Origin of the sequence: Streptomyces sp. NPDC006739 (assembly GCF_042869815.1) — a bacterium.
Classification (GTDB): Bacteria; Actinomycetota; Actinomycetes; order Streptomycetales; family Streptomycetaceae; genus Streptomyces.
Window position 1 is genome coordinate 437,597 of record NZ_JBIAGM010000002.1, and the last position, 25,185, is coordinate 462,781.

The 25,185-nt window shown below is 73.1% G+C and carries 22 protein-coding genes; 16 read left to right on the forward strand and 6 right to left on the reverse strand.

Features of this window, described 5'->3' with window-relative positions:
* Window positions 1–95: 95 nt before the first annotated feature.
* Window positions 96–887, reverse strand: coding sequence for a PspA/IM30 family protein (locus tag ACFYMM_RS05400; protein ID WP_388384065.1), 792 nt, complete (start codon window positions 885–887; stop codon window positions 96–98).
* A 299-nt stretch (window positions 888–1,186) separates the two neighbouring features.
* On the opposite strand from ACFYMM_RS05400, the gene ACFYMM_RS05405 reads away from it, so the two are divergent.
* From ACFYMM_RS05405 to ACFYMM_RS05415, 3 genes are all read left to right on the forward strand, one after another.
* Entirely contained in the window at window positions 1,187–1,783 is a 597-nt protein-coding gene (locus ACFYMM_RS05405) for a DUF3043 domain-containing protein (RefSeq protein WP_388384066.1), read from the forward strand.
* A gap of 80 nt (window positions 1,784–1,863) precedes the next feature.
* Window positions 1,864–2,568 carry a class I SAM-dependent methyltransferase gene (locus tag ACFYMM_RS05410; protein WP_388384504.1) on the forward strand — a complete coding sequence of 235 codons (705 nt, stop codon included), beginning with the start codon at window positions 1,864–1,866 and terminating at the stop codon, window positions 2,566–2,568.
* A gap of 99 nt (window positions 2,569–2,667) precedes the next feature.
* Window positions 2,668–3,753, forward strand: coding sequence for a S1C family serine protease (locus ACFYMM_RS05415; protein WP_388384068.1), 1,086 nt, complete (start codon window positions 2,668–2,670; stop codon window positions 3,751–3,753).
* Between the two features lie 63 nt (window positions 3,754–3,816).
* Here the strand turns inward: ACFYMM_RS05415 and ACFYMM_RS05420 are convergent, their stop codons facing one another.
* On the reverse strand, window positions 3,817–4,029 hold the full coding sequence (locus ACFYMM_RS05420; protein ID WP_388384070.1) for a hypothetical protein: 213 nt from the start codon (window positions 4,027–4,029) through the stop codon (window positions 3,817–3,819).
* Between the two features lie 126 nt (window positions 4,030–4,155).
* On the opposite strand from ACFYMM_RS05420, the gene ACFYMM_RS05425 reads away from it, so the two are divergent.
* Complete coding sequence (locus ACFYMM_RS05425) at window positions 4,156–5,358, forward strand: bifunctional adenosylcobinamide kinase/adenosylcobinamide-phosphate guanylyltransferase (protein WP_388384072.1); 1,203 nt, start codon at window positions 4,156–4,158, stop codon at window positions 5,356–5,358.
* A 9-nt stretch (window positions 5,359–5,367) separates the two neighbouring features.
* Here the strand turns inward: ACFYMM_RS05425 and ACFYMM_RS05430 are convergent, their stop codons facing one another.
* Window positions 5,368–6,369 carry a class I SAM-dependent methyltransferase gene (locus ACFYMM_RS05430; protein ID WP_388384074.1) on the reverse strand — a complete coding sequence of 334 codons (1,002 nt, stop codon included), beginning with the start codon at window positions 6,367–6,369 and terminating at the stop codon, window positions 5,368–5,370.
* A 133-nt stretch (window positions 6,370–6,502) separates the two neighbouring features.
* On the opposite strand from ACFYMM_RS05430, the gene cobT reads away from it, so the two are divergent.
* The 3 genes from cobT to ACFYMM_RS05445 all read left to right on the forward strand — a co-directional run bounded on the left by cobT (window position 6,503) and on the right by ACFYMM_RS05445 (window position 10,197).
* Entirely contained in the window at window positions 6,503–7,636 is a 1,134-nt protein-coding gene (cobT, locus tag ACFYMM_RS05435) for a nicotinate-nucleotide--dimethylbenzimidazole phosphoribosyltransferase (protein ID WP_388384076.1), read from the forward strand.
* Window positions 7,637–7,700: 64 nt separating this feature from the next.
* Window positions 7,701–9,476, forward strand: coding sequence for a phosphatidylglycerol lysyltransferase domain-containing protein (locus ACFYMM_RS05440; RefSeq protein WP_388384077.1), 1,776 nt, complete (start codon window positions 7,701–7,703; stop codon window positions 9,474–9,476).
* 10 nt (window positions 9,477–9,486) lie between these two features.
* Window positions 9,487–10,197 carry a hypothetical protein gene (locus ACFYMM_RS05445; protein WP_388384079.1) on the forward strand — a complete coding sequence of 237 codons (711 nt, stop codon included), beginning with the start codon at window positions 9,487–9,489 and terminating at the stop codon, window positions 10,195–10,197.
* Window positions 10,198–10,201: 4 nt separating this feature from the next.
* Here ACFYMM_RS05445 and ACFYMM_RS05450 read toward each other — a convergent pair whose 3' ends face one another.
* Window positions 10,202–10,969 carry a hypothetical protein gene (locus tag ACFYMM_RS05450; protein ID WP_388384081.1) on the reverse strand — a complete coding sequence of 256 codons (768 nt, stop codon included), beginning with the start codon at window positions 10,967–10,969 and terminating at the stop codon, window positions 10,202–10,204.
* A 74-nt stretch (window positions 10,970–11,043) separates the two neighbouring features.
* Between ACFYMM_RS05450 and ACFYMM_RS05455 the strand changes: the two genes are divergently transcribed.
* The 8 genes from ACFYMM_RS05455 to ACFYMM_RS05490 all read left to right on the forward strand — a co-directional run bounded on the left by ACFYMM_RS05455 (window position 11,044) and on the right by ACFYMM_RS05490 (window position 22,572).
* Complete coding sequence (locus ACFYMM_RS05455) at window positions 11,044–11,844, forward strand: adenosylcobinamide-GDP ribazoletransferase (protein ID WP_388384082.1); 801 nt, start codon at window positions 11,044–11,046, stop codon at window positions 11,842–11,844.
* Window positions 11,845–12,052: 208 nt separating this feature from the next.
* On the forward strand, window positions 12,053–13,588 hold the full coding sequence (locus ACFYMM_RS05460) for a leucyl aminopeptidase (RefSeq protein WP_388384084.1): 1,536 nt from the start codon (window positions 12,053–12,055) through the stop codon (window positions 13,586–13,588).
* A 254-nt stretch (window positions 13,589–13,842) separates the two neighbouring features.
* Complete coding sequence (gene lpdA, locus ACFYMM_RS05465; protein WP_388384086.1) at window positions 13,843–15,231, forward strand: dihydrolipoyl dehydrogenase; 1,389 nt, start codon at window positions 13,843–13,845, stop codon at window positions 15,229–15,231.
* A 74-nt stretch (window positions 15,232–15,305) separates the two neighbouring features.
* Window positions 15,306–17,123 (forward strand): 2-oxoglutarate dehydrogenase, E2 component, dihydrolipoamide succinyltransferase, encoded by a 1,818-nt coding sequence (gene sucB, locus ACFYMM_RS05470; RefSeq protein ID WP_388384087.1) that lies wholly within the window; start codon window positions 15,306–15,308, stop codon window positions 17,121–17,123.
* 177 nt (window positions 17,124–17,300) lie between these two features.
* Window positions 17,301–17,924: a GntR family transcriptional regulator gene (locus ACFYMM_RS05475; protein ID WP_388384089.1), complete on the forward strand. Its 624-nt coding sequence runs from the start codon at window positions 17,301–17,303 to the stop codon at window positions 17,922–17,924.
* A 283-nt stretch (window positions 17,925–18,207) separates the two neighbouring features.
* The gene (aceE, locus tag ACFYMM_RS05480; RefSeq protein WP_388384091.1) at window positions 18,208–20,910 is read left to right on the forward strand and encodes a pyruvate dehydrogenase (acetyl-transferring), homodimeric type; all 2,703 of its coding nucleotides are present in this window, start codon (window positions 18,208–18,210) and stop codon (window positions 20,908–20,910) included.
* A 90-nt stretch (window positions 20,911–21,000) separates the two neighbouring features.
* Window positions 21,001–21,987: a helix-turn-helix transcriptional regulator gene (locus ACFYMM_RS05485; protein WP_388384093.1), complete on the forward strand. Its 987-nt coding sequence runs from the start codon at window positions 21,001–21,003 to the stop codon at window positions 21,985–21,987.
* Window positions 21,988–22,053: 66 nt separating this feature from the next.
* On the forward strand, window positions 22,054–22,572 hold the full coding sequence (locus ACFYMM_RS05490; RefSeq protein ID WP_388384506.1) for a DUF4240 domain-containing protein: 519 nt from the start codon (window positions 22,054–22,056) through the stop codon (window positions 22,570–22,572).
* A 30-nt stretch (window positions 22,573–22,602) separates the two neighbouring features.
* Here the strand turns inward: ACFYMM_RS05490 and ACFYMM_RS05495 are convergent, their stop codons facing one another.
* Window positions 22,603–22,821, reverse strand: coding sequence for a hypothetical protein (locus ACFYMM_RS05495; protein ID WP_388384094.1), 219 nt, complete (start codon window positions 22,819–22,821; stop codon window positions 22,603–22,605).
* 170 nt (window positions 22,822–22,991) lie between these two features.
* Window positions 22,992–23,807: a peptidoglycan recognition protein gene (locus tag ACFYMM_RS05500; protein WP_388384096.1), complete on the reverse strand. Its 816-nt coding sequence runs from the start codon at window positions 23,805–23,807 to the stop codon at window positions 22,992–22,994.
* 179 nt (window positions 23,808–23,986) lie between these two features.
* Between ACFYMM_RS05500 and ACFYMM_RS05505 the strand changes: the two genes are divergently transcribed.
* Window positions 23,987–25,180, forward strand: coding sequence for a MarP family serine protease (locus tag ACFYMM_RS05505; RefSeq protein ID WP_388384098.1), 1,194 nt, complete (start codon window positions 23,987–23,989; stop codon window positions 25,178–25,180).
* Window positions 25,181–25,185 lie beyond the last annotated feature (5 nt).

Sequence of the window (25,185 nt, forward strand, 5' to 3'; positions counted from 1 at the left end):
CGCCCTCCAGGCTCGGCCGCGGCGCCCGGGCTGCCGCTTCCTGTCCGCTGCTCGCCTTGTCCTGCCGCTCGCCTTGTCCTGCCGCTCGCCTCGTCCTACTGCTTGTCGAAGCGCGGGGTGTCCTGCGGCTGCTGCTGGGGCCGCGCCTGCCCGGCACCGCCCTCGATCGCCTGCTGGGACGAACCCGAGGCCAGCTCCGCCTTCATCCGCTGGAGTTCCAGCTCTACATCCGTACCACCGGAGAGCCGGTCCAGCTCGGCGGCGATGTCGTCCTTGGCCATGCCGGTCGGGTCGTCCAGGGCGCCGGAGGCGAGCAGTTCGTCGATGGCCCCGGCCCGGGCCTGGAGCTGCTGCGTCTTGTCCTCGGCGCGCTGGATGGCCAGGCCCACGTCGCCCATCTCCTCGGAGATGCCGGAGAAGGCCTCGCCGATGCGGGTCTGGGCCTGGGCGGCGGTGTAGGTGGCCTTGATGGTCTCCTTCTTGGTACGGAAGGCGTCCACCTTGGCCTGGAGGCGCTGGGCCGCGAGGGTGAGCTTCTCCTCCTCGCCCTGGAGGGTGGAGTGCTGCGTCTCCAGGTCCGTGACCTGCTGCTGGAGGGCGGCGCGACGGGAGAGCGCCTCGCGGGCCAGGTCCTCACGGCCCAGCGCGAGCGCCTTGCGGCCCTGGTCCTCCAGCTTGGAGGACTGCGACTGGAGCTGGTTGAGCTGCAGTTCCAGGCGCTTGCGCGAGGTGGCCACGTCGGCGACGCCGCGGCGGACCTTCTGGAGCAGTTCCAACTGCTTCTGGTACGAGTAATCGAGGGTTTCGCGCGGGTCCTCGGCCCGGTCAAGGGCCTTGTTCGCCTTCGCGCGGAAGATCATCCCCATACGCTTCATGACACCGCTCATGGGCTTCGCGCGCCCCCTTCTGACGGACTCCAGCTCACAGTTCCTGCTGCAGAACCCACAGTACGGGCCCCGCATCCATTACCGCACTGTTCGGGGAGTGATGCGCTCATCCCCAAGGACGACTGCGTACGGCACCGCTCCCGCCCAGGGAGTAGGTGGTCCTCGGGGTGGGCCCCCGGGTGACCGCCGGACGAACCGTCTGCATCGTCCCCTCTGTCCCCCTACAGACGACTGGCGTTGCCGGATCGTTCCCCACGGGGCTGGGGTCCACACCCTCGCACCCCGTACCCTTGGGTTTTGTGTTCCGTAGCCGTGCCAAGGAAGAGAAGGCCCCCGCCGCCAAGGCGGCGGTGACCGACTCCAAGCAGCCCCGTGACCCGCAGGCCCCCAAGGGCAGGCCCACGCCCAAGCGCAGTGAGGCCCAGTCCCAGCGCCGCAGCGTCGCCGCGACCCCGACGAACCGCAAGGACGCGGCCAAGCGTCAGCGCGAGGACCGTCGCCAGGCCCTGGAGCGGCAGCGCCAGGCACTGGCCGGCGGCGACGAGCGGTACCTGCCGGCCCGCGACAAGGGTCCGGTGCGCAAGTTCGCCCGCGACTGGGTGGACTCCCGCTTCAACGTGGCGGAGTTCTTCCTGCCGCTCGCCGTGGTCATCCTGGTGATGAGCGTGGTGAACGTGGCCGCGGTCAAGAACCTCGCCCTGCTGCTGTGGGCCCTGGTGATCGTGCTGATCGTGCTGGACGCGGCCGTCAGCGGCATCCGGCTGCGGAAGCGCCTCAAGGAGCGCTTCCCGGACCAGAACACGCGCGGCGCGGTCGCCTACGCGCTGATGCGGTCCCTCCAGATGCGCCGGCTCCGCCTGCCGAAGCCGCAGGTCAAGCGCGGAGAGCGGCCCTGAGCGCAGCTTCTTTCTCCGGGGGCGTGGCCAAGGCCTGGCTGAACGGGCTGGGCGGGCTGCGTGATGTCGTACGGCAGGAGCTGGTCGCCCGGCAGCTGGACGAGCAGATAGCGGGCCGGTTCCCGGTCGGGCAGCGGCTGCGGGTGCTCGACGTGGGGATGGGCCAGGGCACCCAGGCACTGCGCCTGGCCCGCGCCGGACACCAGGTCACCGGGGTCGAGCAGGACGTGACGATGATCGCGGCGGCCCGCCGGGCGCTGTCCGCGGAGCCGGAGGGCATCCGGGAGCGGGTCCGGCTGGTGCAGGGCGACGGGCGGGACACCGGCGTGCACTTCCTGCCGGGCAGCTTCGACGTGGTGCTCTGCCACGGTGTGCTGATGTACGTCGAGGAGCCGGATCCCCTGCTGGCCGGGCTGGCCCGGATGCTCGCGCCGGGCGGACTGCTGTCGCTGCTGGTGCGCAACGGGGACGCGCTGGCCATGCGGCCGGGGCTCGCCGGGGACTGGGCGGGCGCGCTCGCCGCCTTCGACACCACGGCCTACCACAACCGTCTGGGCCTCGACGTCCGCGCCGACCGTCTGGACACGCTCACCGCCACCCTCGCCGGCATCGGCGCGCCGCTGCACGCCTGGTACGGGGTACGGCTGTTCACCGACACGGCGGCGGACGACGCGGAGATCCCGGACGGCCTGGAGACGCTGCTGGCCGCCGAGGAACGGGCCGGACGGACGGATCCGTACCGCGCGGTGGCGGCACTGCTGCATCTGTGCGGGGTCCGCGGCTGAGCACGCCGGGCGATCCGGGCCGCGCCGCGGCCGGACGGCTCAGCCTCGTTCGGGTGTGCTCCGCAAGCCGGGGCTTTCCCCCGAGGTGAGACTCGGGGCATGGACGCTCCTCGTACCCGTGCCCTCCGGACGGTCGCCGCCCTCACCTCGGTCGGCTGCTGCGCCCTGACGGCGTCCGGCTGCGACGGTCCCGGGTCCCGGCCCGCCCCTCCCTCGAAGGACGACACCGCCGCCCGGGCGGCGGTCGCCGCACCGGCGGCCGCGGGCGACCTGCAGAGCCAGTACCAGAAGGTGATCAAGGACGTGCTGCCCTCGGTGGTGCAGATCCAGGCCGGCGGTGGCCTGGGCTCGGGGGTGGTGTTCGACGGCAAGGGCGACGTCGTCACCAACGCGCACGTGGTCGGGTCCGACCGGAGCTTCAAGGTGACCACCGCCAACAGCGAGGAGGCGCTGACCGCGAGCCTGGTGTACAGCTACCCGGAGCAGGACCTCGCCGTCGTCCGGCTGGACAGGGTCCCCGGCGGGCTCCGGGCGGCCTCCCTGGGGAAATCCCAGAAGGTCCAGGTCGGACAGATCGTGCTCGCCATGGGATCCCCGCTCGGGCTGTCCTCCAGCGTGACGCAGGGCATCGTCTCGGCGACCGGACGGACCGTCAGCGAGGGCCGGGCGGGCGGTGGTACCGGGGCCACCATCGCCAACATGGTGCAGACCTCGGCCGCCATCAACCCCGGCAACAGCGGCGGCGCCCTGGTCAACCTCGACGGACAGGTCATCGGCATCCCGACGCTCGCCGCCACCGACCCGGACCTCGGGGGCAGCGCGGCACCGGGCATCGGGTTCGCGATCCCGGCGTCGACGGTGAAGGCGATCGCCGGTCAGATCGTCGAGCACGGCAGGGTGGTCGACTCGGGGCGGGCCGCGCTCGGTGTCACCGGCCGTACCTTCGTGGACGACAACTTCCAGCCGGCCGGTGTCGCCGTGGTGAGCGTCAAGGGCGGTGGCGCGGCCGACGAGGCGGGCATCCGGCCCGGCGACATCATCACCCGGCTGGGCAAGACCCCCGTCACCACCATCACCTCGCTCTCCGAGGCGCTGGCGGCGGACCGGCCGGGACAGCGGACGACGGTGACGTTCACCCGCAACGGTGACCAGAAGACGGCGGCGGTCACCCTCGGCGAGCAGTGAGGAGGGGTACGGCTCCGGCGACGCGCCCCGGGTCCGTACCCCTCCTCGATCCGTCGGCGCCGGTCACGCCTCTTCGGCGCGCAGGCTCATCGGCCCGTAGATCTCCGTGGTCTCCTCGAAGAGCCGCACCTGGTCCGCGCCGCCCTCCAGCAGCGCCTTCCAGTGCTCGCCGATCCAGGACTCGGCATCCCCCTGCGTGGTGAACTCCTCGGGCTGGACCGCGGGCTGGACCTCCGTCCCGTCGGTCTTCTCGAACCGCCACGTCCATGCCGTCATGCACGCCTCCCTGGTGTGAACACACTGCACAGCAGGAGTCGGATCTTGGTCCGTCTCCTGGCCGAGAAGCCTAGTCGGATGCGCAAGACCTGCAGGGACACCCGGGGACGAGCGAAAATCGGGTCCGTGGAACTGACTCTGCTCGGCACCGGTGCCCCCGCGGGACTCCCCCGCTCCGACTGTCCCTGCGCCGTCTGCGCGACCGCGCTGGGGCCCGACGCGCGGGCGGCCACCGCGCTGCTGGTGGACGGGGCGCTGCTGCTTGACCTGACCCCCGGCGCGGCGTTCGCGGCGGCGCGGTCGGGGCATTCGCTGGGCGGGGTACGCCAGGTGCTGCTCTCGCATCCGCACGACGGCCCCGCCGTGGAGGTGCCCGCCGGGCTGCCGCAGCCGGGCCGGGTGCCGGACGGCCGGGAGTTGGCGCTGCTGACCGGGCATCGGGTGCGGGCGGTGGCGATGGACGCGGGCGGCACCGGGTACGCGGTGACCGGGCCGGACGGCCAGCGGCTGCTGTACCTGCCGCCGGGCGGGGCGCCGGCCGGTCTGGAGCACGGGTCGGCGGAGACGTACGACATGGTCCTCGCGGACGTCGTGGGGCGGCCGGACGCACTGGCCCGGCTGCGGGCGGTCGGCTCGGTCGGTCCGACGACGGACGTGCTCGCCGTCCACCTCGACCACGACGTGCCGCGGGGCGCGGAGTTGCGGCGCCGGCTGGCGGCGGCCGGGGCGCGGGCGGTACCGGACGGTACGACGCTGGTGGTGGGGGCCTACGAGGAGGTGCCGGACGTGCCGCGCAGGACGCTGGTGCTGGGCGGGGCGCGGTCGGGGAAGTCGGTGGAGGCCGAGCGTCGGCTGGAGGCGTTCCCCGGTGTGCTCTACGTGGCGACGGGCGGGGCCCGCAACGGGGACGGCGAGTGGGCGGCCCGGGTGGCCGCGCACCGGGAACGGCGGCCCGGGTCCTGGCAGACGGCGGAGACCTGCGACCTGGTGCCCCTGCTGGCCGAGGAGGGCCCGCCGGTGCTGATCGACTGTCTGTCGCTGTGGCTGACCGACGCGATGGACTCCGTCGGGGCCTGGGACGACGTGGAGTGGGCGTCGGGTGGCGAACGGGCCCTGCGGGAGCGGGTGCGGGAGTTGACGGCGGCGGTGCGGGCCGCCCGGCGGACCGTGGTGCTCGTCTCCAACGAGGTGGGCTCGGGGATCGTGCCGGCCACCGCGTCCGGGCGGCGGTACCGGGACGAGCTGGGGCGGCTGAACGCGGCCGTCGCGGGCGAGTGCGAGCAGGTGCTGCTGGTGGTGGCGGGGCAGGCGCTGCCGCTGCGGGGGTGAGGCCCCGGCTCAGCCGTGGGCCGCCTTGCGGGCCAGGACGCGGTACCCGTTGGAGAAGCGGGTGCGGCGGCACAGCGGGGCCAGCGCGTGGTCCAGGACCGCCACCGCGGCCACCGCGGGGGCGCCCAGCCGGACGCAGCTCCTCGGCAGGGTATGGGTCAGGGCCAGGGAGAGGGCCGCCGAGAGGTCGTAGGGGATGTGCGGGGAGCTGCGGTCGGTGGCGAGGATCTCGCAGCCCTGGGACTCCAGTTCCGCGCGGAGGTTGGCCGGCGGCATCAGGTGCGGGTGGTGGGGCTGGCCGTAGGGCAGCCACCATCTGCCCAGCAGCGTGGCGAACGCGCTGGCCGGGTCGGGGACTTCGACGAGGAGGTGCCCGCCGGGGCGCAGCACGGCGAGTGCGGCGCGGAGTTCGGCGCGCGGGTCGCGGGTGTGTTCCAGGTGGTGGAACATGCTGACCACGTCGTAGCGGGAGCGCAGCCGGGCCTGCATCCCCGGGCTGGTGAGGTGGCCGCGGTGGGCCTCCTCGATGCGGCCGGCCTCGCGGGCCCGGTCCACCCGGGGGGTGGGGTCCAGGCCGTCGAAGGACGTGTACGGGAAGAACTCCCGGGCGGTCTCCGGGAAGTAGGCGTGGCCGGTGCCGACGTCCAGCCAGCTCTCCGGCTCCGGCAGCCCGAGCAGTCCGCGGGCCACGGCCTCGTGATACCGGCGGCCGGTCCGGGCGGCGAGGATGCGCTCGGCGAGGTGCTCCAGGCGGCCGGCCGTGAAGTCCCGCTGGTGGTAGGCGAGTCCCTCCGCCGTCAGCCGGGGGTTCTGGAAGCAGTGGGCGCAGTCGCGGCACTCGTCGACGACGAACGTGCCCGGCGCGTGGCGGAGCAGGTCGGGCGTGCGCAGCCGGGTGCGCAGGCGTCCGGAGCCGCACCAGGGGCAGGTCTCGCGGCGCGGCTCGTGGAACGGGTCGGTGGCCGGTGTGCCGGAGGGCGGGGTGGGGGGCGAGGGCTGCGAGGGCTGCATGGACGGCTCCCTGTGCGACATTCCGCTGCAAAGCGGAACGTATGGGATGCCGATCTTGGACGCAAAGACCTCGTGACGGTGTGGTGGCGATGTGGCGCGGAACTGTTCGATCGCTGCCGGTACTGTTCGGCGAATGAGCTCGCTTAATCTCGACGACTTCACCGATCTCATCGAGCGCCCGGACGGCGGGGTGCGCCGTGACGCCGAGGCGCGCCGGGCGGGTCGGATCGTGCCGCCCGGGTCGCTGGGGCGCCTCGACGACCTGGGTGAGTGGCTGTCCGCCGCACAGGGCGCCGTACCGGTACGACCCCTCGAACGGCCACGGCTCGTGCTCTTCGCCGGTGACCACGGCATCGCCGGCCTCGACGTCTCGGCGCGGCCCGCGGGCAGCGCCGGGGAGCTGGTGCGGGCGGTCCTGGAGGGCGCGAGCCCGGTGTCGGTGCTGGCGCGCCGGCTCGGGGTGCCCGTGCGGGTGGTGGACATGGCCCTGGACTGCGACCCCGCGACGCTTCCCGAGGAGGTCGTACGGCACCGGGTGCGGCGCGGCAGCGGTCGTATCGACGTCGAGGACGCGCTGACGCCCGAGGAGGCCGAGGCGGCCTTTCGCGCGGGCGTCGCCGTCGCCGACGAGGAGGCCGACTCCGGTACGGATCTGGTGGTGCTCGGCGACATCAGCGTCGGCGGCACCACGGCGGCGGCGGTCCTGGTCGCCGCGCTGTGCGGGACCGACGCCTCGGTGGTGACCGGGCGGGGCGGCCTCGCCATCGACGATTTGGCGTGGATGCGCAAGTGCGCCGCCATCCGGGACGCGCTGCGCCGGGCCCGGCCGGTCCTCGGGGACCAGCTGCAGCTGCTGGCGACCGTGGGCGGGGCCGATCTCGCGGCGATCACCGGGTTCCTGCTGCAGTGCGCGGTGCGCAAGCTGCCGGTGATCCTGGACGGGGTGGTGGTGTCCGCGTGCGCGCTGGTCGCGCAGCGGGTCGCGTTCCGGGCGCCGGACTGGTGGCTGGCGGGGCACGACAGCGGTGAACCTGGACAGGCGAAGGCCCTCGATCGGATGGCGCTGGAGCCGCTGCTGGACCAGGGGGTGAAGGTCGGCGAGGGCGTGGGCGCGCTGCTCGCACTGCCGCTGGTGCGGGCCGCCGCCGCGCTGGCCGCGGAGCTTCCCGAGAAGCCGGAACAGGCAGAACAGGCGGAGAAGCCGGAGGACTCCGGGACGCCGGAGGGGCCTGCCGGGGAGCCGGAAGGGTCAACAGGGGCGGAATAGTCGGCATGGTCGGCCCGGCCGGGAAAGCGTGGTTGGTCGGTACCGCGCCATATGATCCTCCCTCATGGGAGATGCCCGAATTGCTGCTGAAAAGGAAGACGATCCGGCCCGCCGCGATGCCCCCGGGCGACGGGCCGCCGCCTTCGCCGTCTGGTATCTGCGGGCCGTCGCCTTCATCAACTTCCTCAGTGCGGTGTGGGTCTCCCTCGGGCAGGACGTGCGCCGCCACAACCAGGAGAACCTGTTCACGCCGTACCTGCTGACGGCCGGCTTCGCCCCGGGCGTGTTCACCGCGTTCCTGGCGATCACCATGCGGCGCCGCAAGCGGGCCGCATGGATCCTCAACCTGGTGTTCAGCGGGGCGTTCCTCGCCCTGTTCGCCTTCGCCATGGCCTTCCCCGAGATCCGGCAGTCGGCACAGAACTGGATCTCGCTGGTGCTGACGGCGGCCTTCGTCGGCGCGCTGCTGGTCGGGCGCCGGGAGTTCTACGCCAAGGGCGACCGGTCCAACCCCCGGCTCGCCGCCACGGTCGCCGTCGGCGGCGGACTGCTCGCCTCGCTGCTGGCCGCGCTGCTGGTGACGGTGACCAACCAGGCACCGGACGCGGGGCGTTCGACCTTCCTGGAGCGCTGGCACTACGGCACCCTGCGGCTGGTGTCGGTGGCGCCGGACGACTCCCACTTCCCGGGTATCGACTCACCCAACTGGGTGGATGTCGCCGTCAACGCGCTCTCCACGCTCCTGGTGCTCGCCGTCCTGTACGCCGCCTTCCGCTCCCGGCGGGCCGTCGACCCGCTCACCGAGGACGACGAGAAACGGCTGCGGGTGCTGCTGGAGCGGCACGGCGAGCGGGACTCGCTCGGGTACTTCGCGCTGCGCCGGGAGAAGAGCGTGGTGTGGTCGCCGACCGGGAAGGCGGCGGTCGCCTACCGGGTGGTCGGCGGGGTCAGCCTGGCCTCCGGGGATCCGCTGGGCGATCCGGAGGCGTGGCCGGGGGCGATCGCGCCGTGGCTGGCCGAGGCGCGGGCGCACGGCTGGATCCCGGCGGTCATGGGGGCGGGCGAGGAGGCCGGGACCGTGTACGCGCGGCACGGTCTGGACGCGCTGGAACTCGGTGACGAGGCGCTGGTGGAGCTGGCGGAGTTCACCCTGGAGGGGAGGGCGATGCGCACCGTCCGCCAGGCCCACAACCGGGTGCGGCGGGCCGGGTACCAGGTGCGCATCCGACGGCACGAGGACATCCCGGCGGACGAGATGACGTACCTGGTCGAGCGCGCGGACGACTGGCGGGACGGGGCGACCGAGCGCGGCTTCAGCATGGCGCTGGGGCGGCTCGGGGACCCGGCGGACGGGCAGTGCGTGATGCTGGAGTGCACGGACGCCGAGGGCGCGCTGCGGGCCCTGCTCTCCTTCGTGCCGTGGGGGCCGCACGGGCTGTCCCTCGACCTCATGCGGCGGGACCGGGAGTCCGACAACGGGCTGATGGAGTTCATGGTCATCGAGCTGCTGCGGCGCTCCGCGGAGATCGGGATCACGCAGGTCTCGCTCAACTTCGCGATGTTCAGGTCGGTCTTCGAACGTGGCGCACGCCTCGGCGCCGGGCCGGTGCTGAGGCTGTGGCGATCGCTGCTCAGCTTCTTCTCACGGTGGTGGCAGATCGAGTCGCTGTACCGCGCCAACGCAAAGTACCGGCCCATCTGGGAGCCCCGGTTCCTGCTCTTCGAGAAGAGCGCGGACCTGCCGCGCATCGGCCTGGCCTCGGCCCGCGCGGAGGGCTTCCTGGAGGCGCCGGGGCTGCCGAAGTGGCTGCACCGCAGGCACCTGGAGACGCACCGATGAGGACCGCTTGATGAAGACCCTCGCCCACTGGGCCCGCGCCGAGTGGGGGCTGCTGTACGTCACCGCACGCGAGCCCCTCCTCAAGCGGCGCCTGGGGGCGCTCCCGATGACGGTCGCGGTGGTGTGCCTGACCGCGGTGCTGCAGTTCGTGCAGAACGAGCCGTGGGGGTACCGGTTCGTGCAGAACCTGGGCGCCGTACGGGCCGAGGACCCGCTGTGGCTGGCCCTGCTGCGCACCCCCCTGTCGCTGTTCGTGCCGGCGCTCGACCTGCCCGTGTGGGGGGCCCTGGCGCAGGTCCTGTTCGTGTTCGGCGTCGCCGAGGTGTGCCTGGGCTGGTGGCGGACCCTGGGGATCGCGTACGTCGCCACGCTCGCCGGGACGCTGTACGCGCGCGTGGGCATCGATCTCGGCCGGCACGCTCCGTTCGGGCTGCCGTGGACGGACGCGCAGGTGGTGGACACCGGTCCGTCGGCGGCCGTGGTGGGGCTCGCCGTCTTCGTGGCCTGGCGGTACGGCGCGTACGCGACGGCCGGCGCGGTGACCGCGTCCATGGTGGTCGAGGTACTGGTCAAGGAGAACCTGGCGGGCAAGGAGCACCTGGCCGCGCTGATGGCGGTGGGATCGCTGTGCCTGCTGACGGCACTGCGGCACAGATACCCCTACCTCCTCCCCCGCAGACACGCCGGCCCCGGATCCGGCCTGCCCCCGCTCCGGTCCTGAACCCTCAGCGGCGGCCGTCGGGCAGGCGGGCCGGGCCGGGGTCGGGTTTGCCGCCGATCCAGTCCTGGAGGACGCGACGGGGTCTGGTCCAGCGGCGGTCGTGGCGGTAGGCGCGCAGGGCGGCCTTGGCGCGGGCGCGCGGACGGTGGCCGTAGAAGCGGCGGGCCCAGGGCGAGCCGGGGCGGGCCAGCCGGAGGGCACCGACCAGGGCGATCAGGGGCACGATCACACCGAAGACCGCGACGCGGGTCTTGCCCTTGCTGAGGGAGATGACCGAGAAGAGGAAGTTCACGACGACGCCGCTGATCACGGTGGACCGGCCCTGCAGTTCCTGCTGGGAGGTGCCGTTGACGCCGAACGGCGAGAAGCCGGCCAGCACCAGACCGACCAGGGCGGCGGTCAGCACGACGACCTCGACGCTCTTGCGGCCCTCCGCGCTCCAGTAGACGTCGTCCAGGTGCAGGATCAGCGCGAACTCGTCCAGCACCAGCCCCGCCCCGATGCCGAAGAGGACGGCGGCGAGCGCCCCGCCGAAGCCGTGCCGGTCGCTGGCCACGGAAGCGAAGCCGCCGACGACGGTGAGCAGCACACCGGGGACCACGTGGTGGATGTGCAGCCCGCCCGCCTCCACGTTGCCGAAGGGCCCCTTGCCCGCCCGGATCAGCCGGGTGATCACCCGGGTCACCACGAAGGTGAGGACGAACGCGCCGAGGGCGAGCAGCAGCGGGAGCTTCCCCGGCTCGATGATGTTCCGCTGCAGCCAATGCCCCATGTGCGCACTTTATCCCCGCCCTTGGCGCCCGGCCGAGGGGACGGTCCCGGCCGGGCGACCGGTAGCCTGCGCCGATGCCCGCATCTTCCGCGACCCCCTGGCCGGACGGCCTGCGCTTCGCCTTCGGCACCCTGACCGTGTTCCCGGTGCCGGTGACCCGCTGGGACCGCGCGGCGGCACGCGGCGGCATGCTGTGCGCCCCGCTGGCCGGACTCGCGGTCGGCCTGTGCGCCGCCGCGCTCGGCACCCTGCTGCTGTTCCTCGGCGCCGGCGCCCTCCTCGCGGCCGTCGCCACCGCCGCCGTACCGGCCGCGCTCACCCGTGGCCTGCACCTCGACGGGCTCGCCGACACCGCCGACGGTCTCGGCAGCGGCAAGCCCGCCGAGGACGCGCTGCGGATCATGAAGCAGTCGGACATCGGGCCGTTCGGGGTCATCACCCTCGTCTTCGCGCTGTTCGCGCAGGTGGCCGCGCTGGCCCAGGCGTACGGCGACTCGTGGGCCCGGGGCGTGCTGGCCGCCGTCGTCTCGGCGACCGCCGCCCGGCTGGCGCTGACCCTGGCCGCCCGCACCGGGGTGCCGGCCGCCCGCCCGGAGGGGCTCGGGGCGGCGGTCGCCGGGGTGGTGCCGAGGAACGGGGCGCTGGCCGTGCTGCTCGCCGTGCTGGCGGCGGCCGGCGCGGCGGGGGCGTGCTCCGGCCCGTACGACCCCGCCCGCGCCGCCCGCGCCGTCCTCGCGGTCCTCGCCGCCGTCGCCGCGGCCGAACTCCTCCTGCGCCACTGCACCCGCCGCTTCGGCGGGGTCACCGGAGACGTGTTCGGAGGACTGGCGGAGACGGCGGCGACCACCGCACTCGTGGTGCTGTCGCTGGGCTGAGCCGACCCCGTCCGCCGGCGGTGAACACCCGCAGGAATGAGCGAACCCGGTGACGCGCGTAGGCTCGTCCCGGGTGTTCGCCGACAGGGTGAAGGCCCCGGTCCAGACGCGCCCACGGGACTCCGCCTGGGGTGGCCTCCCGGGCCCGGTCGGCCCACCCTCCGCATCGGCCACAGCAACTTCACATCGGAAGCGAGATTCCACCACCGTGACTGCTCTCACTCTCAGCACCGCCGCGGCGCCAGGCCTACGGGCCGACGCGATCGTGATCGGTGTCGCCAAGGGCGCCAAGGGACCCGTCGTCGTGCCCGGTGCCGAAGCCGTGGACAAGGCCTACGACGGCCGGCTCGCCGGCATCCTGGAGACCCTCGGCGCCTCCGGTGCCGAGGGCGAGCTGACGAAACTGCCCGCCCCGGCCGGCTTCAAGGCGCCGCTCGTCGTCGCGGTGGGCCTGGGCGCGCAGCCCGCCAAGGACGACTCCTACGACGACGAGGCGCTGCGCAAGGCGGCCGGTGTGGCCGCCCGCGCGCTCGCCGGGAACAAGAAGGCGGCCTTCGCGCTGCCCGTCGAGGACGCCGCCGCCGTCGCCGCGATCGGGGAGGGCGTGCTGCTGGGCGCGTACACGTTCGACGCCTACAAGGAGAGCGCGGCGACGGGCAACGGCTCCCGCGCCAAGAACGGCAAGGCGCCGCTGGCCGAGGCCGCGCTGCTCGGCGGCAAGCCCCGCGACGCCGCCCACAAGGCGGCCCTCGCCCGGGCCACCGCCGTCTCCGAGGAGCTGAACCGGGCCCGCGACCTGATCAACACCCCGCCGAACGACCTCACCCCCGAGGCGTTCGCCGCGATCGCGCAGACCGCGGCCAAGGAACACGGCGTCAAGGTGCAGGTGCTCGACGAGAAGGCCCTGGTCAAGGGCGGCTACGGCGGCATCCTCGGGGTCGGCGGCGGTTCGGCCGCCACTCCCCGGCTGGTGAAGCTGTCGTACACGAACTCCAAGGCGGGCAAGCACCTGGCCCTGGTCGGCAAGGGCATCACCTACGACTCGGGCGGCATCTCCCTGAAGCCGCCGGGCCACAACGAGACCATGAAGTGCGACATGAGCGGTGCCGCCGCCGTGTTCGCCGCCGTGATCGCCGCCGCGCGGCTGGGCCTGGAGGTCAACATCACCGGCTGGCTGGCGCTGGCCGAGAACATGCCGTCCGGCACCGCCGTGCGCCCGGGTGACGTGCTGCGCATGTACAGCGGCAAGACCGTCGAGGTGCTCAACACCGACGCCGAGGGCCGGCTGGTGCTGGCCGACGCGCTGTGGGCGGCCTCGCAGGAGAAGCCGGACGCGATCGTGGACGTGGCCACGCTCACCGGCGCCATGGTGCTGGCGCTGGGCAGCCGGCTCTTCGGGATCATGGCCAACGACGACGCGTTCCGCTCGGCGGTGCACGAGGCCGCCGAGGAGGTCGGCGAGCCGGCCTGGCCCATGCCGCTGCCGGAGCACCTGCGCAAGGGGATGGACTCGCCGACCGCCGACATCGCCAACATGGGTGAGCGGATGGGCGGCGGCCTGGTGGCCGGCCTGTTCCTGCGCGAGTTCGTCGGCGAGGGCATCCCCTGGGCCCACCTGGACATCGCGGGGCCGGCCTTCAACGAGGGCGGGGCGTTCGGGTACACCCCGAAGGGCGGTACCGGGTCGGCCGTGCGGACCCTGGTCCGGCTGGCCGAGCTGACCGCCGCCGGCGAGCTGGGCTGACCCGCCGTCCGGCGCGGTCCGGGCCGTCGTACGGCGACCACGGGGGTGCGGGGCCGCGGCGCGGTCTCCTCCCCGGGGTCGCCGTAGTGCGATGTCTCACACACCGGCCCGGCGTCTCGGACTCCACCGACAAGTGCGAAGATGGAGCCCGGCAGGACAGGGCCCCCACCACAGGGCCGAAGAAGAGCGGCCGGACACCAGCCGCCGACCGGTCACCGACGACCGGCGTGGCGCACATGCATGGAGGACGTGACGTGGCGAACGACGCCAGCACCGTTTTCGACCTAGTGATCCTCGGCGGTGGTAGTGGCGGCTACGCCGCGGCCCTGCGCGGGGCCCAGCTGGGCCTTGACGTCGCCCTGATCGAGAAGGACAAGGTCGGCGGCACCTGCCTGCACCGGGGATGCATCCCCACCAAGGCCCTGCTGCACGCGGGCGAGATCGCCGACCAGGCCCGCGAGAGCGAGCAGTTCGGCGTCAAGGCCACCTTCCAGGGCATCGACATCGCGGGGGTCCACAAGTACAAGGACGGCGTGATCTCCGGCCTGTACAAGGGCCTGCAGGGTCTCGTCGCCTCCCGCAAGGTGACGTACATCGAGGGCGAGGGCCGTCTGTCCTCCCCCACCTCCGTCGACGTGAACGGCCGGCGCGTCCAGGGCCGCCACGTGCTGCTGGCGACCGGCTCCGTGCCGAAGTCGCTGCCGGGCCTGGAGATCGACGGCGACCGGATCATCTCCTCGGACCACGCCCTCGTCCTGGACCGCGTGCCGAAGTCCGCGATCATCCTGGGCGGCGGTGTCATCGGCGTCGAGTTCGCCTCGGCGTGGAAGTCCTTCGGTTCGGACGTCACGGTCATCGAGGGCCTCAAGCACCTCGTCCCGGTCGAGGACGAGAACTCCTCCAAGCTTCTTGAGCGCGCCTTCCGCAAGCGCGGCATCAAGTTCAACCTGGGCACCTTCTTCTCGAAGGCCGAGTACACGGCCGACGGTGTCAAGGTCACCGTCGCCGACGGCAAGGAGTTCGAGGCGGAGATCCTCCTCGTCGCCGTCGGCCGCGGCCCGGTCTCGGCCGGCCTCGGCTACGAGGAGCAGGGCGTCGCCATGGACCGCGGCTACGTCCTGGTCGACGAGTACATGCGGACGAACGTACCGACCATCTCCGCCGTCGGTGACCTGGTCCCGACGCTCCAGCTCGCGCACGTCGGCTTCGCCGAGGGCATCCTGGTGGCGGAGCGTCTGGCCGGTCTCAAGACCGTCCCGATCGACTACGACGGCGTGCCCCGGGTGACGTACTGCCACCCCGAGGTCGCCTCCGTGGGCATCACCGAGGCCAAGGCCAAGGAGATCTACGGCGCGGACAAGGTCGTCGCTCTGAAGTACAACCTCGCGGGCAACGGCAGGAGCAAGATCCTCAACACCTCGGGCGAGATCAAGCTCGTCCAGGTCAAGGACGGTGCCGTGGTCGGCGTCCACATGGTCGGCGACCGCATGGGCGAGCAGGTCGGCGAAGCCCAGCTGATCTACAACTGGGAGGCGCTGCCCGCCGAGGTCGCGCAGCTCATCCACGCCCACCCGACGCAGAACGAGGCGATGGGCGAGGCCCACCTGGCCCTGGCCGGCAAGCCGCTCCACTCGCACGACTGACCCTCGGTCGACAAGCGACTCCGCGTCTCAGCGACGACACAGACTTCCGCAATTCGTAAGGAGCAACCGAAACCATGGCGGTTTCCGTAACCCTTCCGGCGCTCGGCGAGAGCGTCACCGAGGGCACTGTCACCCGGTGGCTGAAGGCCGAGGGCGAGCGCGTCGAGGCCGACGAGCCGCTGCTCGAGGTCTCCACGGACAAGGTCGACACCGAGATCCCCTCGCCCGCCGCCGGTGTGCTGGCCTCCATCAAGGTCGCCGAGGACGAGACCGTCGAGGTCGGCGCCGAGCTGGCCGTGATCGACGACGGCACCGGTGCTCCGGCCGCCGCCCCGGCTCCGGCCGCCGAGCCCGCGCCGACCCCGACGGCCGCGCCGGCCGCGCAGACCCCGGCCGCCCCCTCCACCGAGCAGGCCGCCCCGGCTCCGGCCCCGACCGCCGAGGCCGCCTCCGGTGCCTCCGGCGCCCAGGGCACGGACGTGGTCCTGCCCGCGCTCGGCGAGTCCGTCACCGAGGGCACCGTCACCCGCTGGCTGAAGTCGGTCGGTGACTCCGTCGAGGCCGACGAGCCGCTGCTCGAAGTCTCCACGGACAAGGTCGACACCGAGATCCCGGCGCCCGCCTCCGGTGTGCTGCTGGAGATCACGGTCGGCGAGGACGAGACGGCCGAGGTCGGCGCCAAGCTCGCCGTCATCGGTGCCCCCGGTGCCGCGCCGGCCGCCGCCCCGGCCCCCGCCGCTCCGGCTCCGGCTCCGGCTCCGGCCGCGGAGGCTCCCGCCCCGGCCCCGGCCCCGGCTCCCGCCGCTGCCCCGGCCCCCGCCCCGCAGGCGCCCACGGCCCCGGCCCCGCAGCAGGTGACGACCCCGGCTCCCGAGCCGGTGCCCGCCGCCCCGGCGCCCGCGCCGGCCCCGGTGACCCCGGCCGCCGCGCCCACCGCGCCGACCGCCACCCAGGCGACCGACGAGGGTGCGTACGTGACCCCGCTGGTGCGCAAGCTCGCCGCCGAGAACGGCGTCGACCTGGCCTCCGTCAAGGGCACCGGCGTCGGCGGCCGTATCCGCAAGCAGGACGTCATCGCCGCCGCCGAGGCCGCGAAGGCCGCCGCCGCCCCGGCTCCGGCCGCTGCCGCCGCTCCGGCCGCCAAGAAGGCGCCCTCCCTGGAGGCCTCCCCGCTCCGTGGCCAGACCGTCAAGATGCCGCGCATCCGCAAGGTCATCGGCGACAACATGGTCAAGGCGCTGCACGAGCAGGCGCAGCTGTCGTCGGTCGTCGAGGTCGACGTCACGCGTCTGATGCGGCTGCGTGCCCAGGCCAAGGACTCCTTCGCCGCGCGCGAGGGCGTCAAGCTCTCCCCGATGCCGTTCTTCGTGAAGGCGGCGGCCCAGGCGCTGAAGGCCCACCCGGTCATCAACGCCAGGATCAACGAGGGCGAGGGCACGATCACCTACTTCGACTCCGAGAGCGTCGGAATCGCGGTGGACTCCGAGAAGGGCCTGATGACCCCGGTCATCAAGCACGCGGGCGACCTCAACATCGCCGGCATCGCGAAGGCCACGGCGGAGCTGGCCGGCAAGGTCCGCGCCAACAAGATCACCCCGGACGAGCTGTCCGGTGCGACCTTCACCATCTCCAACACCGGTTCGCGCGGTGCGCTGTTCGACACGATCATCGTGCCGCCCGGCCAGGTCGCGATCCTCGGCATCGGTGCCACGGTCAAGCGCCCGGCGGTCATCGAGACCGAGGAGGGCACGGTCATCGGCGTCCGCGACATGACCTACCTGACCCTCTCCTACGACCACCGCCTGGTGGACGGCGCCGACGCGGCCCGTTACCTGACGGCGGTCAAGGCGATCCTGGAGGCGGGCGAGTTCGAGGTCGAGCTGGGCCTCTGACCCGATCAGGCAGTACGGCGCCCCGTCCGGAGCTTCTCCGGGCGGGGCGTCCGTGCGTGCCGGCACACGGCGCGTGTAAGTCTCGTCTCACCTGCGTCAAAGCGCCCCCACCAGCCCCTCCGGCGGAGCGAACCGGCCGTATTGTCTAAACGTCAAAGCCCTCCCTAAGGAGCCCTCATGACCGCGCCCGTCGTCCACTCGCTGCGCGAACAGATCCGCGAGCACATCGTGGAGGGGATCGTCAGCGGGCGCTGGCAGCCGGGTGAGCGGATCGTGGAGCGCCGGATCGCCACCGAGCTGGAGGTCAGCCAGACACCGGTCAGGGAGGCGCTGCGCGAGCTGGAGTCGCTGCGTCTGATCGAGTCCGCCCCGAACAAGGGCGTACGGGTGCGGAACCTGACGGCGGCCGACCTGGAGGAGAGCTACCCCGTGCGGGCGGGCCTGGAGGCCATCGCGGCGGAGTTGGCGGCCGGCCGGCTGGCGGAGGACTGCTCGGCCCTGGAACCCCATGTCCTCGCCCTCTACGAGGCCGACCGCAGGACCGACGGCACCGCCCAGGTCCGCCACACCGTGGGCTTCCACCGGGAACTGGTCCGGGCGGCGGGCAACTCGGTGCTGCTGCACACCTGGGAGGGCCTGGGCATCGAGGTCTTCACGGCGCTGTCGATCCGCTGGCTCGGCACGGTCCAGCAGTCGTACGCGGAGGAGCACGACGAGCTGGTGGCGGCCTTCAAGCGGCGCGATCCCCGGATCGCCGAGCTGGTGAAGGCCCATGTGCTGGGGTGCGCGCCACGGGCCTGACGGCAGGTCCTGCGAGCCCTTCCGCAGTCGAGCATCCCCCCGCTCACCTGCGAAAACGGTTCGAAAATGGCGGCACGCCGTGCCTGCCCGAAAGGCACCGCGTGCCTATTTTCTCGAAATCGAGAGGTTTTGCCCCTCAACCCTTTGATCGATCATCGATCAGGGAGTTACAGTCGCCGACGGACTCGCCACCCGAGTCCACGCCCTGTCCTGCCAAAGACCAAGGGCACCCCCGAACCCTTCACCGATGAGGGAACCCCCTTCGACTGAGGAAGGCGGCGACATGACCGACCCCCACGCCATCCAGCCGAGCGCGCTCGACCAGCTCCCGGACCGCGACCCGGAGGAGACCGCCGAATGGCAGGCCTCCCTCGACGCCGTCGCCAGGGAGGCCGGGCCGCACCGCGCCGCGTACCTGATGCGACGCACGCTGGAGCGCGCCGAGGCGGGCGGCATCGCGCTGCCGAAGCTCCTCGAGACCGACTACGTCAACACCATCCCGACCGCCGCCGAGCCGGCCGTCCCCGGTGACGAGGCCATGGAGGCCCGGATCACCGCGTGGAACCGCTGGAACGCGGCCGCGATGGTGACCCGGGGCAGCAAACACGGCGTCGGCGGTCACATCGCCACCTTCGCCTCGGCCGCCTGGCTGTACGAGACCGGCTTCAACCACTTCTTCCAGGGCAAGGAGGCCGACGGGTCCGGCGACCAGCTCTACATCCAGGGCCACGCCTCCCCCGGCATCTACGCCCGCGCCTTCCTCGACGGCCGGCTGACCGAGGCGCACCTCGACAACTTCCGCCAGGAGGCCGGCGGCAACGGCCTGCCGTCGTACCCGCACCCGCGCCGGCTGCCCTGGCTGTGGGAGTTCCCGACGGTGTCCATGGGCCTCGGCCCGCTGTCCGCGATCTACCAGGCGCGCTTCAACCGGTACCTGACCGCGCGCGGCGTCAAGGACGTCTCCTCCTCGCACGTGTGGGCCTTCCTCGGCGACGGCGAGATGGACGAGCCGGAGTCGACGGCGGCCCTCGCCCTGGCCTCCCGCGAGGGCCTGGACAACCTCACCTTCGTCATCAACTGCAACCTGCAGCGCCTCGACGGCCCGGTGCGGGCCAACTTCAAGATCGTTCAGGAGCTGGAGGCCCAGTTCCGCGGCGCCGGCTGGAACGTCGTCAAGACGCTGTGGGGCTCCGCCTGGGACGAGCTGTTCCGGCTCGACACCACGGGCGCGCTGGTACGGCGGCTGCGCCAGGTACCGGACGCGCAGGTGCAGACGTACCAGACCCGCGACGCCGCCTACATCCGCCAGGACTTCTTCGGCGGTGACCCGGCCCTCGTCGAGCTGGCGAAGCTGCTGAGCGACGACAAGATCCTGGAGTGCTTCCACCTCTCGCGCGGTGGTCACGAGGCCCGCAAGGTCTACGCGGCCTACAAGGCCGCCGTCGAGCACAAGGGCGCGCCGACGGTCATCCTGGCCCAGACGGTCAAGGGCCACACCCTCGGCGAGGGCTTCGCGTCGAAGAACGCCAACCACCAGATGAAGAAGCTCTCGGTGGACGAGTTCAAGGCGATGCGCGACCTCCTCGACCTGCCGATCAGGGACGGCGACTTCGCCGACGGGCAGGTCCCCTACGGCCACCCGGGCGCCGACTCCCCCGAGGTCCGCTACCTCCAGGAGCGCCGCGCGGCCCTCGGCGGCCCGGCCCCCGCCCGCCGTACGCACGCGCTCGCGCCGCTGCCGGCCCCGGCCGAGAAGGCGTTCGCCGCCTTCGACAAGGGCTCGGGCAGCCAGAACGTGGCCACCACCATGGCCTTCGTCCGCCTGGTCAAGGACCTGGTCCGGGACAAGGAGACGGGCAGACGCTGGGTGCCGATCGTCCCGGACGAGGCGCGCACCTTCGGCATGGAGAGCCTCTTCCCCTCGCTCGGGATCTACTCCCCCAAGGGCCAGACGTACGAGCCGGTCGACCGCGACCAGCTGATGTACTACAAGGAGGCCAAGAACGGCCAGATCCTCAACGAGGGGATCACCGAGGCCGGTTCGATGGCCGACTTCATCGCCGCGTCCACCGCGTACGCCACGCACGGCGAGGCCATGATCCCGTTCTACATCTTCTACTCGATGTTCGGCTGGCAGCGCACCGCCGACCAGATGTGGCAGCTCGGCGACCAGCTCGGCCGCGGCTTCCTGGTCGGGGCGACGGCGGGCCGTACGACGCTGACGGGCGAGGGCCTGCAGCACGCGGACGGGCACTCCCCGGTGATCGCGGCGACGAACCCGGCGGCGCTGTCGTACGACCCGGCGTTCGCCTACGAGGTCGCGGTGATCGTGCGGGACGGTCTGCGCCGGATGTACGGCGAGGCGGCGCCGGACGAGGACCCGAACGTCTTCTACTACCTCACCGTCTACAACGAGCCGCTGCCGCAGCCCGCCAAGCCGGCCGGCCCCGGCGTCGACGAGGGCATCGTCAAGGGCCTGTACCGCTTCAACACGGCGGAGTCGGCGGGTCTGTCCCCGGTGGCCAACGCCCCGCGCATCCAGCTGCTGGGCTCCGGCACGGCGATCCACTGGGCGCTGAAGGCGCAGCGGCTGCTGTCCGAGGACTGGGGTGTCGCGGCCGACGTCTGGTCGGCGACGTCCTGGACGGAGCTGCGCCGTGACGCCCTCGACGCCGACGCGGCCCTGCTGCGCGGCGAGGAGCGCGTCCCGTACGTCCGCCAGGCGCTGCACGGCGCCGAGGGCCCGGTGCTGGCGGTCTCCGACTACATGCGCCAGGTCCCGGACCAGATCGCGCAGTGGGTGGAGCAGGACTACTCCTCGCTGGGCGCGGACGGCTTCGGCCTCTCCGACACCCGTGAGGCGGCCCGCCGGCACTTCGGCGTCGACGCGGAGTCGATCGTCGTCGCGGCCCTGGCCCAGCTGGCCCGGCGCGGCGAGGTCAAGGCGGCGGCGGTGAAGGAAGCTCGGGAGAAGTACGGCCTGTAGGAACCACGGCCCGAAGTGAAGCAGGGCCTGTAGGAGCGTGCCCGTGCAACGGGGCCCCGCCGCGGCGGGGCCCCGTTGCATGATGACCGTATGCGCGCAGCCCGCCTGATCAAGATGGTGCTCCTGCTCCAGTCCCGTGCCTCCATGACCGCCGCCGAGCTGGCCCGGGAGCTGGAGGTGTCGGAGCGGACGGTCACCCGGGACGCGCAGGCGCTGTCGGAGGCGGGCGTCCCGGTGTACGCGGACCGGGGCCGGGCGGGCGGCTACCGTCTCGTCGGCGGGTACCGGACACGGCTGACCGGGCTGGCCCGCGACGAGGCCGAGGCACTGTTCCTGAGCGGTGTGCCGGGGGCGCTGCGGCAGATGGGTCTGGAGGACGCCGCCTCGGCCGCCCGGCTGAAGGTGTCGGCGGCGCTGCTCCCGTCGCTGCGGGACGCTTCCCGCACGGCCGCGCAGCGCTTCCACCTCGACGCCCCGAACTGGTTCACCGAGCCGAAGGCGCCCGAGCTGCTGCCGGTGATCGCCGACGCGGTGTGGGACGACCGGCGGGTCGTCGCGCGCTACCGGGGCCGGGAGGCCGAGGTGGCGCGGGAGCTGGAGCCGTACGGGCTCGTGCTCAAGGCGGGGGTCTGGTACCTGTGCGCCCGGGTCGCGGACGACCGGGGCGCCTTCCGTGCCTTCCGGGTCTACCGGATCGACCGGTTCGCTTCGGCGGACGCCGGCGACGGTGTCTTCGAGCGGGACGAGGACTTCGACCTGCCCGCCTTCTGGGCGGAGCGGGCCGAGCAGTTCGCGCGGTCGATCCTGCGGACCGAGGTCGTCGTACGGCTGTCGGCGGACGGGGTGCGGGCACTGCCGTACGCCGTCGATCCGGTCTCGGCCCGGGAGGCGCTGGCGGCCGCGGACGGTCCGGACGACGAGGGCCGGGTCACGGTGACCCTGCCCGTCGAGTCCGAGGAGGTGGCGCACGGGCAGCTCATGGCGCTGGGGCCGCGGGCGGAGGTCCTGGCCCCGGCCTCGCTGCGGACGCGCTTCGCGGCGGACGCCCGCCGCCTGGCCGCCTTGTACGTGACATAACGATCGTCCCCACACCACTCCACTCCGCGTGCGTCCCCTCCGTCCAGGCCCGATGCTGGACCCGTGATGGACGAGACGGAGTTCTGGGAGCTGGTGGACACCACCCGCGAGGCCGCCGAGGGCGACCCCGAGGACCAGGCCGACCTGCTGGTGGAACGGCTGCTCCAGCTGGACCCCGACATGGTCCTGGACTTCGCCCGGCACTTCGAGGCCCGCTACAACCGCGCCTACCGCTGGGACCTGTGGGGCGCCGCCTGGGTCCTGCTGGACGGGGCCGGCGACGACGCGTTCGACTTCTTCCGCTGCTGGCTGATCGGCCAGGGCCGCGAGGTCTTCGAGGGCGCGGTCCACGACCCGGACTCCCTGGCCGACCTGCTGGACGACTTCGACGAGGAGATCGACGGCGACGGCGAGGAGCTGGGGTACGCGGCGGACGAGGCGTACGAACAGCTGACGGGCACGGTGGCGCCGGACCTCGGTATCGCCCCCGCCCCCTCGGAGCCGGAGGGGACACCGGTCCGCTTCGAGAACGAGTCGGCCCTGGCGGAGCGCTATCCGAAGCTGTGGCAGCGCTTCAAGGAGTGAGCGCGGTTCGGGGTGGGGCGGCGGTGCGGTTCAGGCGGTCGTGCGCCGGCGGCCGGTGTCCGCCGGGACGTACGCCTGGGCCTGCTCGAACCTGACCGGGTGGTGCGGCGGCGCCGCGTTGGCCTGGTCGAGCGCGGACGCGGTGACGGCGGCCGGCCCGAGGAGGACGGTCGCGACGGCGCACACCACCGCCCAGGGGCCGCGGAGGGCTCCGGCCAGGACGGCCGCCTTCTTCGTCTCGGTGCTCATCTCGATCCCCGCCTTCACTCGGTGCGTGCCCCTGACGTTAGGGCGCGCGGCTCGGCGGGATCGGTGAGCGGGCCGGCAGGAAGCTGTGAGGGGGCGCGGGGGCGCGGGGGCGCACGGGGAGGGGGCCCGGACGAGGGCGGCGCGGGCGAGGGCGGCGACGGGAGCGTTCCTCACCGTCCCTGCAACCGCGCCGCCCGCTCCCGGATGGCGGGGATTTCGGCGCTCAGGGCCGCGCCGGGGCAGTTCGTCATGAAGCCGTCGGTGTGGGCCGCCAGGGCCGGGAGGGCGGCTGTCGTGCCCTCCCGGTAGCGGCTGAGGTCGTTGCTGGAGGTCAGGGCGACGTGGGCGCGGGGGTCGATGCCGGACAGGCCCAGTTTCCAGGCGGCCAGGGCCGCGATCGCCTCCGTCATCGCGCGCGGGACCGGGACGCCGGCGGTGAACGTGCCCAGGGCCGCGACGCCCGCGGTGCGGTGGTTGAAGCCCTGGGTGTGGGCGCCGGTGACGGCGCGTTCGACGCCGCCCGCCCGGCCCTCGTAGATCGTGCCGCAGCGGTCGACGAGGAAGTTGTAGCCGATGTCGTCCCAGCTGCGGGCGGTGGTCTGGCCGGAGTAGAGGTGGCGGATGATGACGGGCGCGTCGGCGCAGGCGTAGCCGTTGGGCGAGTCCGTGTGGTGGACGAAGACGGCGACGACCCTGTCGTCGTAGCGGGGCGGCGGCTGGGCCCGCCGGGCGGTGGCGTCCAGCCAGGCCGAGCGCGGCACGATGCGGGGGCGGGCCGCCCGGTGGGCCGTCGTCACGGCCGGGGCCGCCGCCGCGGGCCGTGGCTGCCGGGGGGCGACGGCCGTGCGCTCGACGCCGCGGGCGCACAGCCCCAGCGCCACGACGGCGACGGCGCCGGGCAGACAGCCGAGCAGCAGCAGGACCGGCCGGGGGATGCGCGGGACACCCCGTCCGTGGGCGCCTCGGGCTCTTCGGAGGACACGCATGATCCCAATGTGTGGCCGTTCGGCCGCGCCCGCGATGTGTGCTGTGCCACCTGGTGGAACCATCGTCCTGGTCCGGGGCGTTTTCGAGGGTAGGACCGAACGGTGACCGGCCGGCCGCGGCCGACTGATCACTGGGGCCGTCCGGGCCGTACTAGGGGGTCCAAGAGAAAGGCGGCTCCGTGGATCTGCTCGACCTGCTCCTGCTGCTGGTGATCCTCCTCTACGCGGCGTCCGGTTACCGGCGCGGCCTGGTGGCCGGGTGCGTGTCACTGGCCGGGTTCGTGGGCGGCGCGGTGGTGGGCGTGTGGGTGCTGCCCTGGGTGACGGGTCTCGTCGCCCGCGGGTCGACCGCCGCCACGGTGCTCGCGGTGCTGACCGTGCTGGTCCCTGCCGGGGTGGGGCACGAGCTGGCGGGGCGGCTGGCGCTGCGGTTGCGGCGGGAGCTGGACCGGGAGGGCCGGGGTCCGCTGCGGGTGGCCGACGGGATAGGCGGTGCGGCGGCCAACTCGGTGGCGGTACTGATCGTGGCCTGGGTGGCGGCCAGTGTGCTGGGCGCGTCCTCGTCGCTGACGGTGACGACGGCGATAAGGGACTCGGCGCTGCTCGGCGCGGTGCAGCGGACCATGCCGGACACCACGCCCACCTGGTTCTCGCGGGCCACCAACGCGCTCACGGAGGCGGGTTTCCCGCAGGTCTTCAACCCGTTCGAGAACGCGTCGACGGCCGAGGTCGCCAAGCCGTCCGGGGACAGCGTCACACCCGCCGCCGACCGTGCCGCCAGGACCAGCACGGTGAAGATCGAGGGTTCCTCGGGCACCCAGGGCCGCGAGGGCAGCGGCTTCGTGTACGCGCCCCAGCACGTGATGACGAACGCCCACGTGGTGGCGGGCATCAGCAACCCGACCGTGCGGGTGGGCGGGGTGGGGCAGTCGTACGACGCCCGGGTGGTGCTGTTCGACCCGGACAAGGACGTCGCGGTGCTGTACGTGCCCCGGCTGAGCGCCCCGGTGCTGCGCTTCGACGACAGCGCGGCGCGCGGGGACTCGGCGGTGGTGGCCGGTTATCCGCAGGACGGCGATCTGAACCTGCAGGCGGCGACCGTGGCCAGCCGGGTGCGGGCGACCGGGCAGAACATCTACAGCGACGCCACCGTCACCCGGGAGATCTACTCGATACGGTCGACGGTCCGGCCCGGCAACTCCGGCGGCCCGCTGCTGACCACCGGCGGCCGGGTGTTCGGCGTGGTCTTCGCCCGCTCGACCTCGGACAACGAGACGGGGTACGTGCTGACGGCGGACGAGGTGGCTCCCGACGCCGCGCGCGGGGCGGGCGCGACGGCGGCCGTGGGCACCGGGAACCTGATCACGTCCTGAGCGAA

Excerpts from the sequence above, each read along its gene's own strand:
- ACFYMM_RS05400 (WP_388384065.1), bottom strand. The coding sequence starts at position 887 with ATGAGCGGTGTCATGAAGCGTATGGGGATGATCTTCCGCGCGAAGGCG.
- ACFYMM_RS05500 (WP_388384096.1), bottom strand. The coding sequence starts at position 23,807 with ATGCGTGTCCTCCGAAGAGCCCGAGGCGCCCACGGACGGGGTGTCCCG.
- ACFYMM_RS05445 (WP_388384079.1), top strand. The coding sequence starts at position 9,487 with ATGAAGACCCTCGCCCACTGGGCCCGCGCCGAGTGGGGGCTGCTGTAC.
- ACFYMM_RS05440 (WP_388384077.1), top strand. The coding sequence starts at position 7,701 with ATGGGAGATGCCCGAATTGCTGCTGAAAAGGAAGACGATCCGGCCCGC.
- cobT (WP_388384076.1), top strand. The coding sequence starts at position 6,503 with ATGAGCTCGCTTAATCTCGACGACTTCACCGATCTCATCGAGCGCCCG.
- ACFYMM_RS05415 (WP_388384068.1), top strand. The coding sequence starts at position 2,668 with ATGGACGCTCCTCGTACCCGTGCCCTCCGGACGGTCGCCGCCCTCACC.
- ACFYMM_RS05430 (WP_388384074.1), bottom strand. The coding sequence starts at position 6,369 with ATGCAGCCCTCGCAGCCCTCGCCCCCCACCCCGCCCTCCGGCACACCG.
- aceE (WP_388384091.1), top strand. The coding sequence starts at position 18,208 with ATGACCGACCCCCACGCCATCCAGCCGAGCGCGCTCGACCAGCTCCCG.
- ACFYMM_RS05475 (WP_388384089.1), top strand. The coding sequence starts at position 17,301 with ATGACCGCGCCCGTCGTCCACTCGCTGCGCGAACAGATCCGCGAGCAC.
- sucB (WP_388384087.1), top strand. The coding sequence starts at position 15,306 with ATGGCGGTTTCCGTAACCCTTCCGGCGCTCGGCGAGAGCGTCACCGAG.
- ACFYMM_RS05485 (WP_388384093.1), top strand. The coding sequence starts at position 21,001 with ATGCGCGCAGCCCGCCTGATCAAGATGGTGCTCCTGCTCCAGTCCCGT.
- ACFYMM_RS05495 (WP_388384094.1), bottom strand. The coding sequence starts at position 22,821 with ATGAGCACCGAGACGAAGAAGGCGGCCGTCCTGGCCGGAGCCCTCCGC.
- ACFYMM_RS05420 (WP_388384070.1), bottom strand. The coding sequence starts at position 4,029 with ATGACGGCATGGACGTGGCGGTTCGAGAAGACCGACGGGACGGAGGTC.
- ACFYMM_RS05490 (WP_388384506.1), top strand. The coding sequence starts at position 22,054 with ATGGACGAGACGGAGTTCTGGGAGCTGGTGGACACCACCCGCGAGGCC.
- ACFYMM_RS05450 (WP_388384081.1), bottom strand. The coding sequence starts at position 10,969 with ATGGGGCATTGGCTGCAGCGGAACATCATCGAGCCGGGGAAGCTCCCG.
- ACFYMM_RS05455 (WP_388384082.1), top strand. The coding sequence starts at position 11,044 with ATGCCCGCATCTTCCGCGACCCCCTGGCCGGACGGCCTGCGCTTCGCC.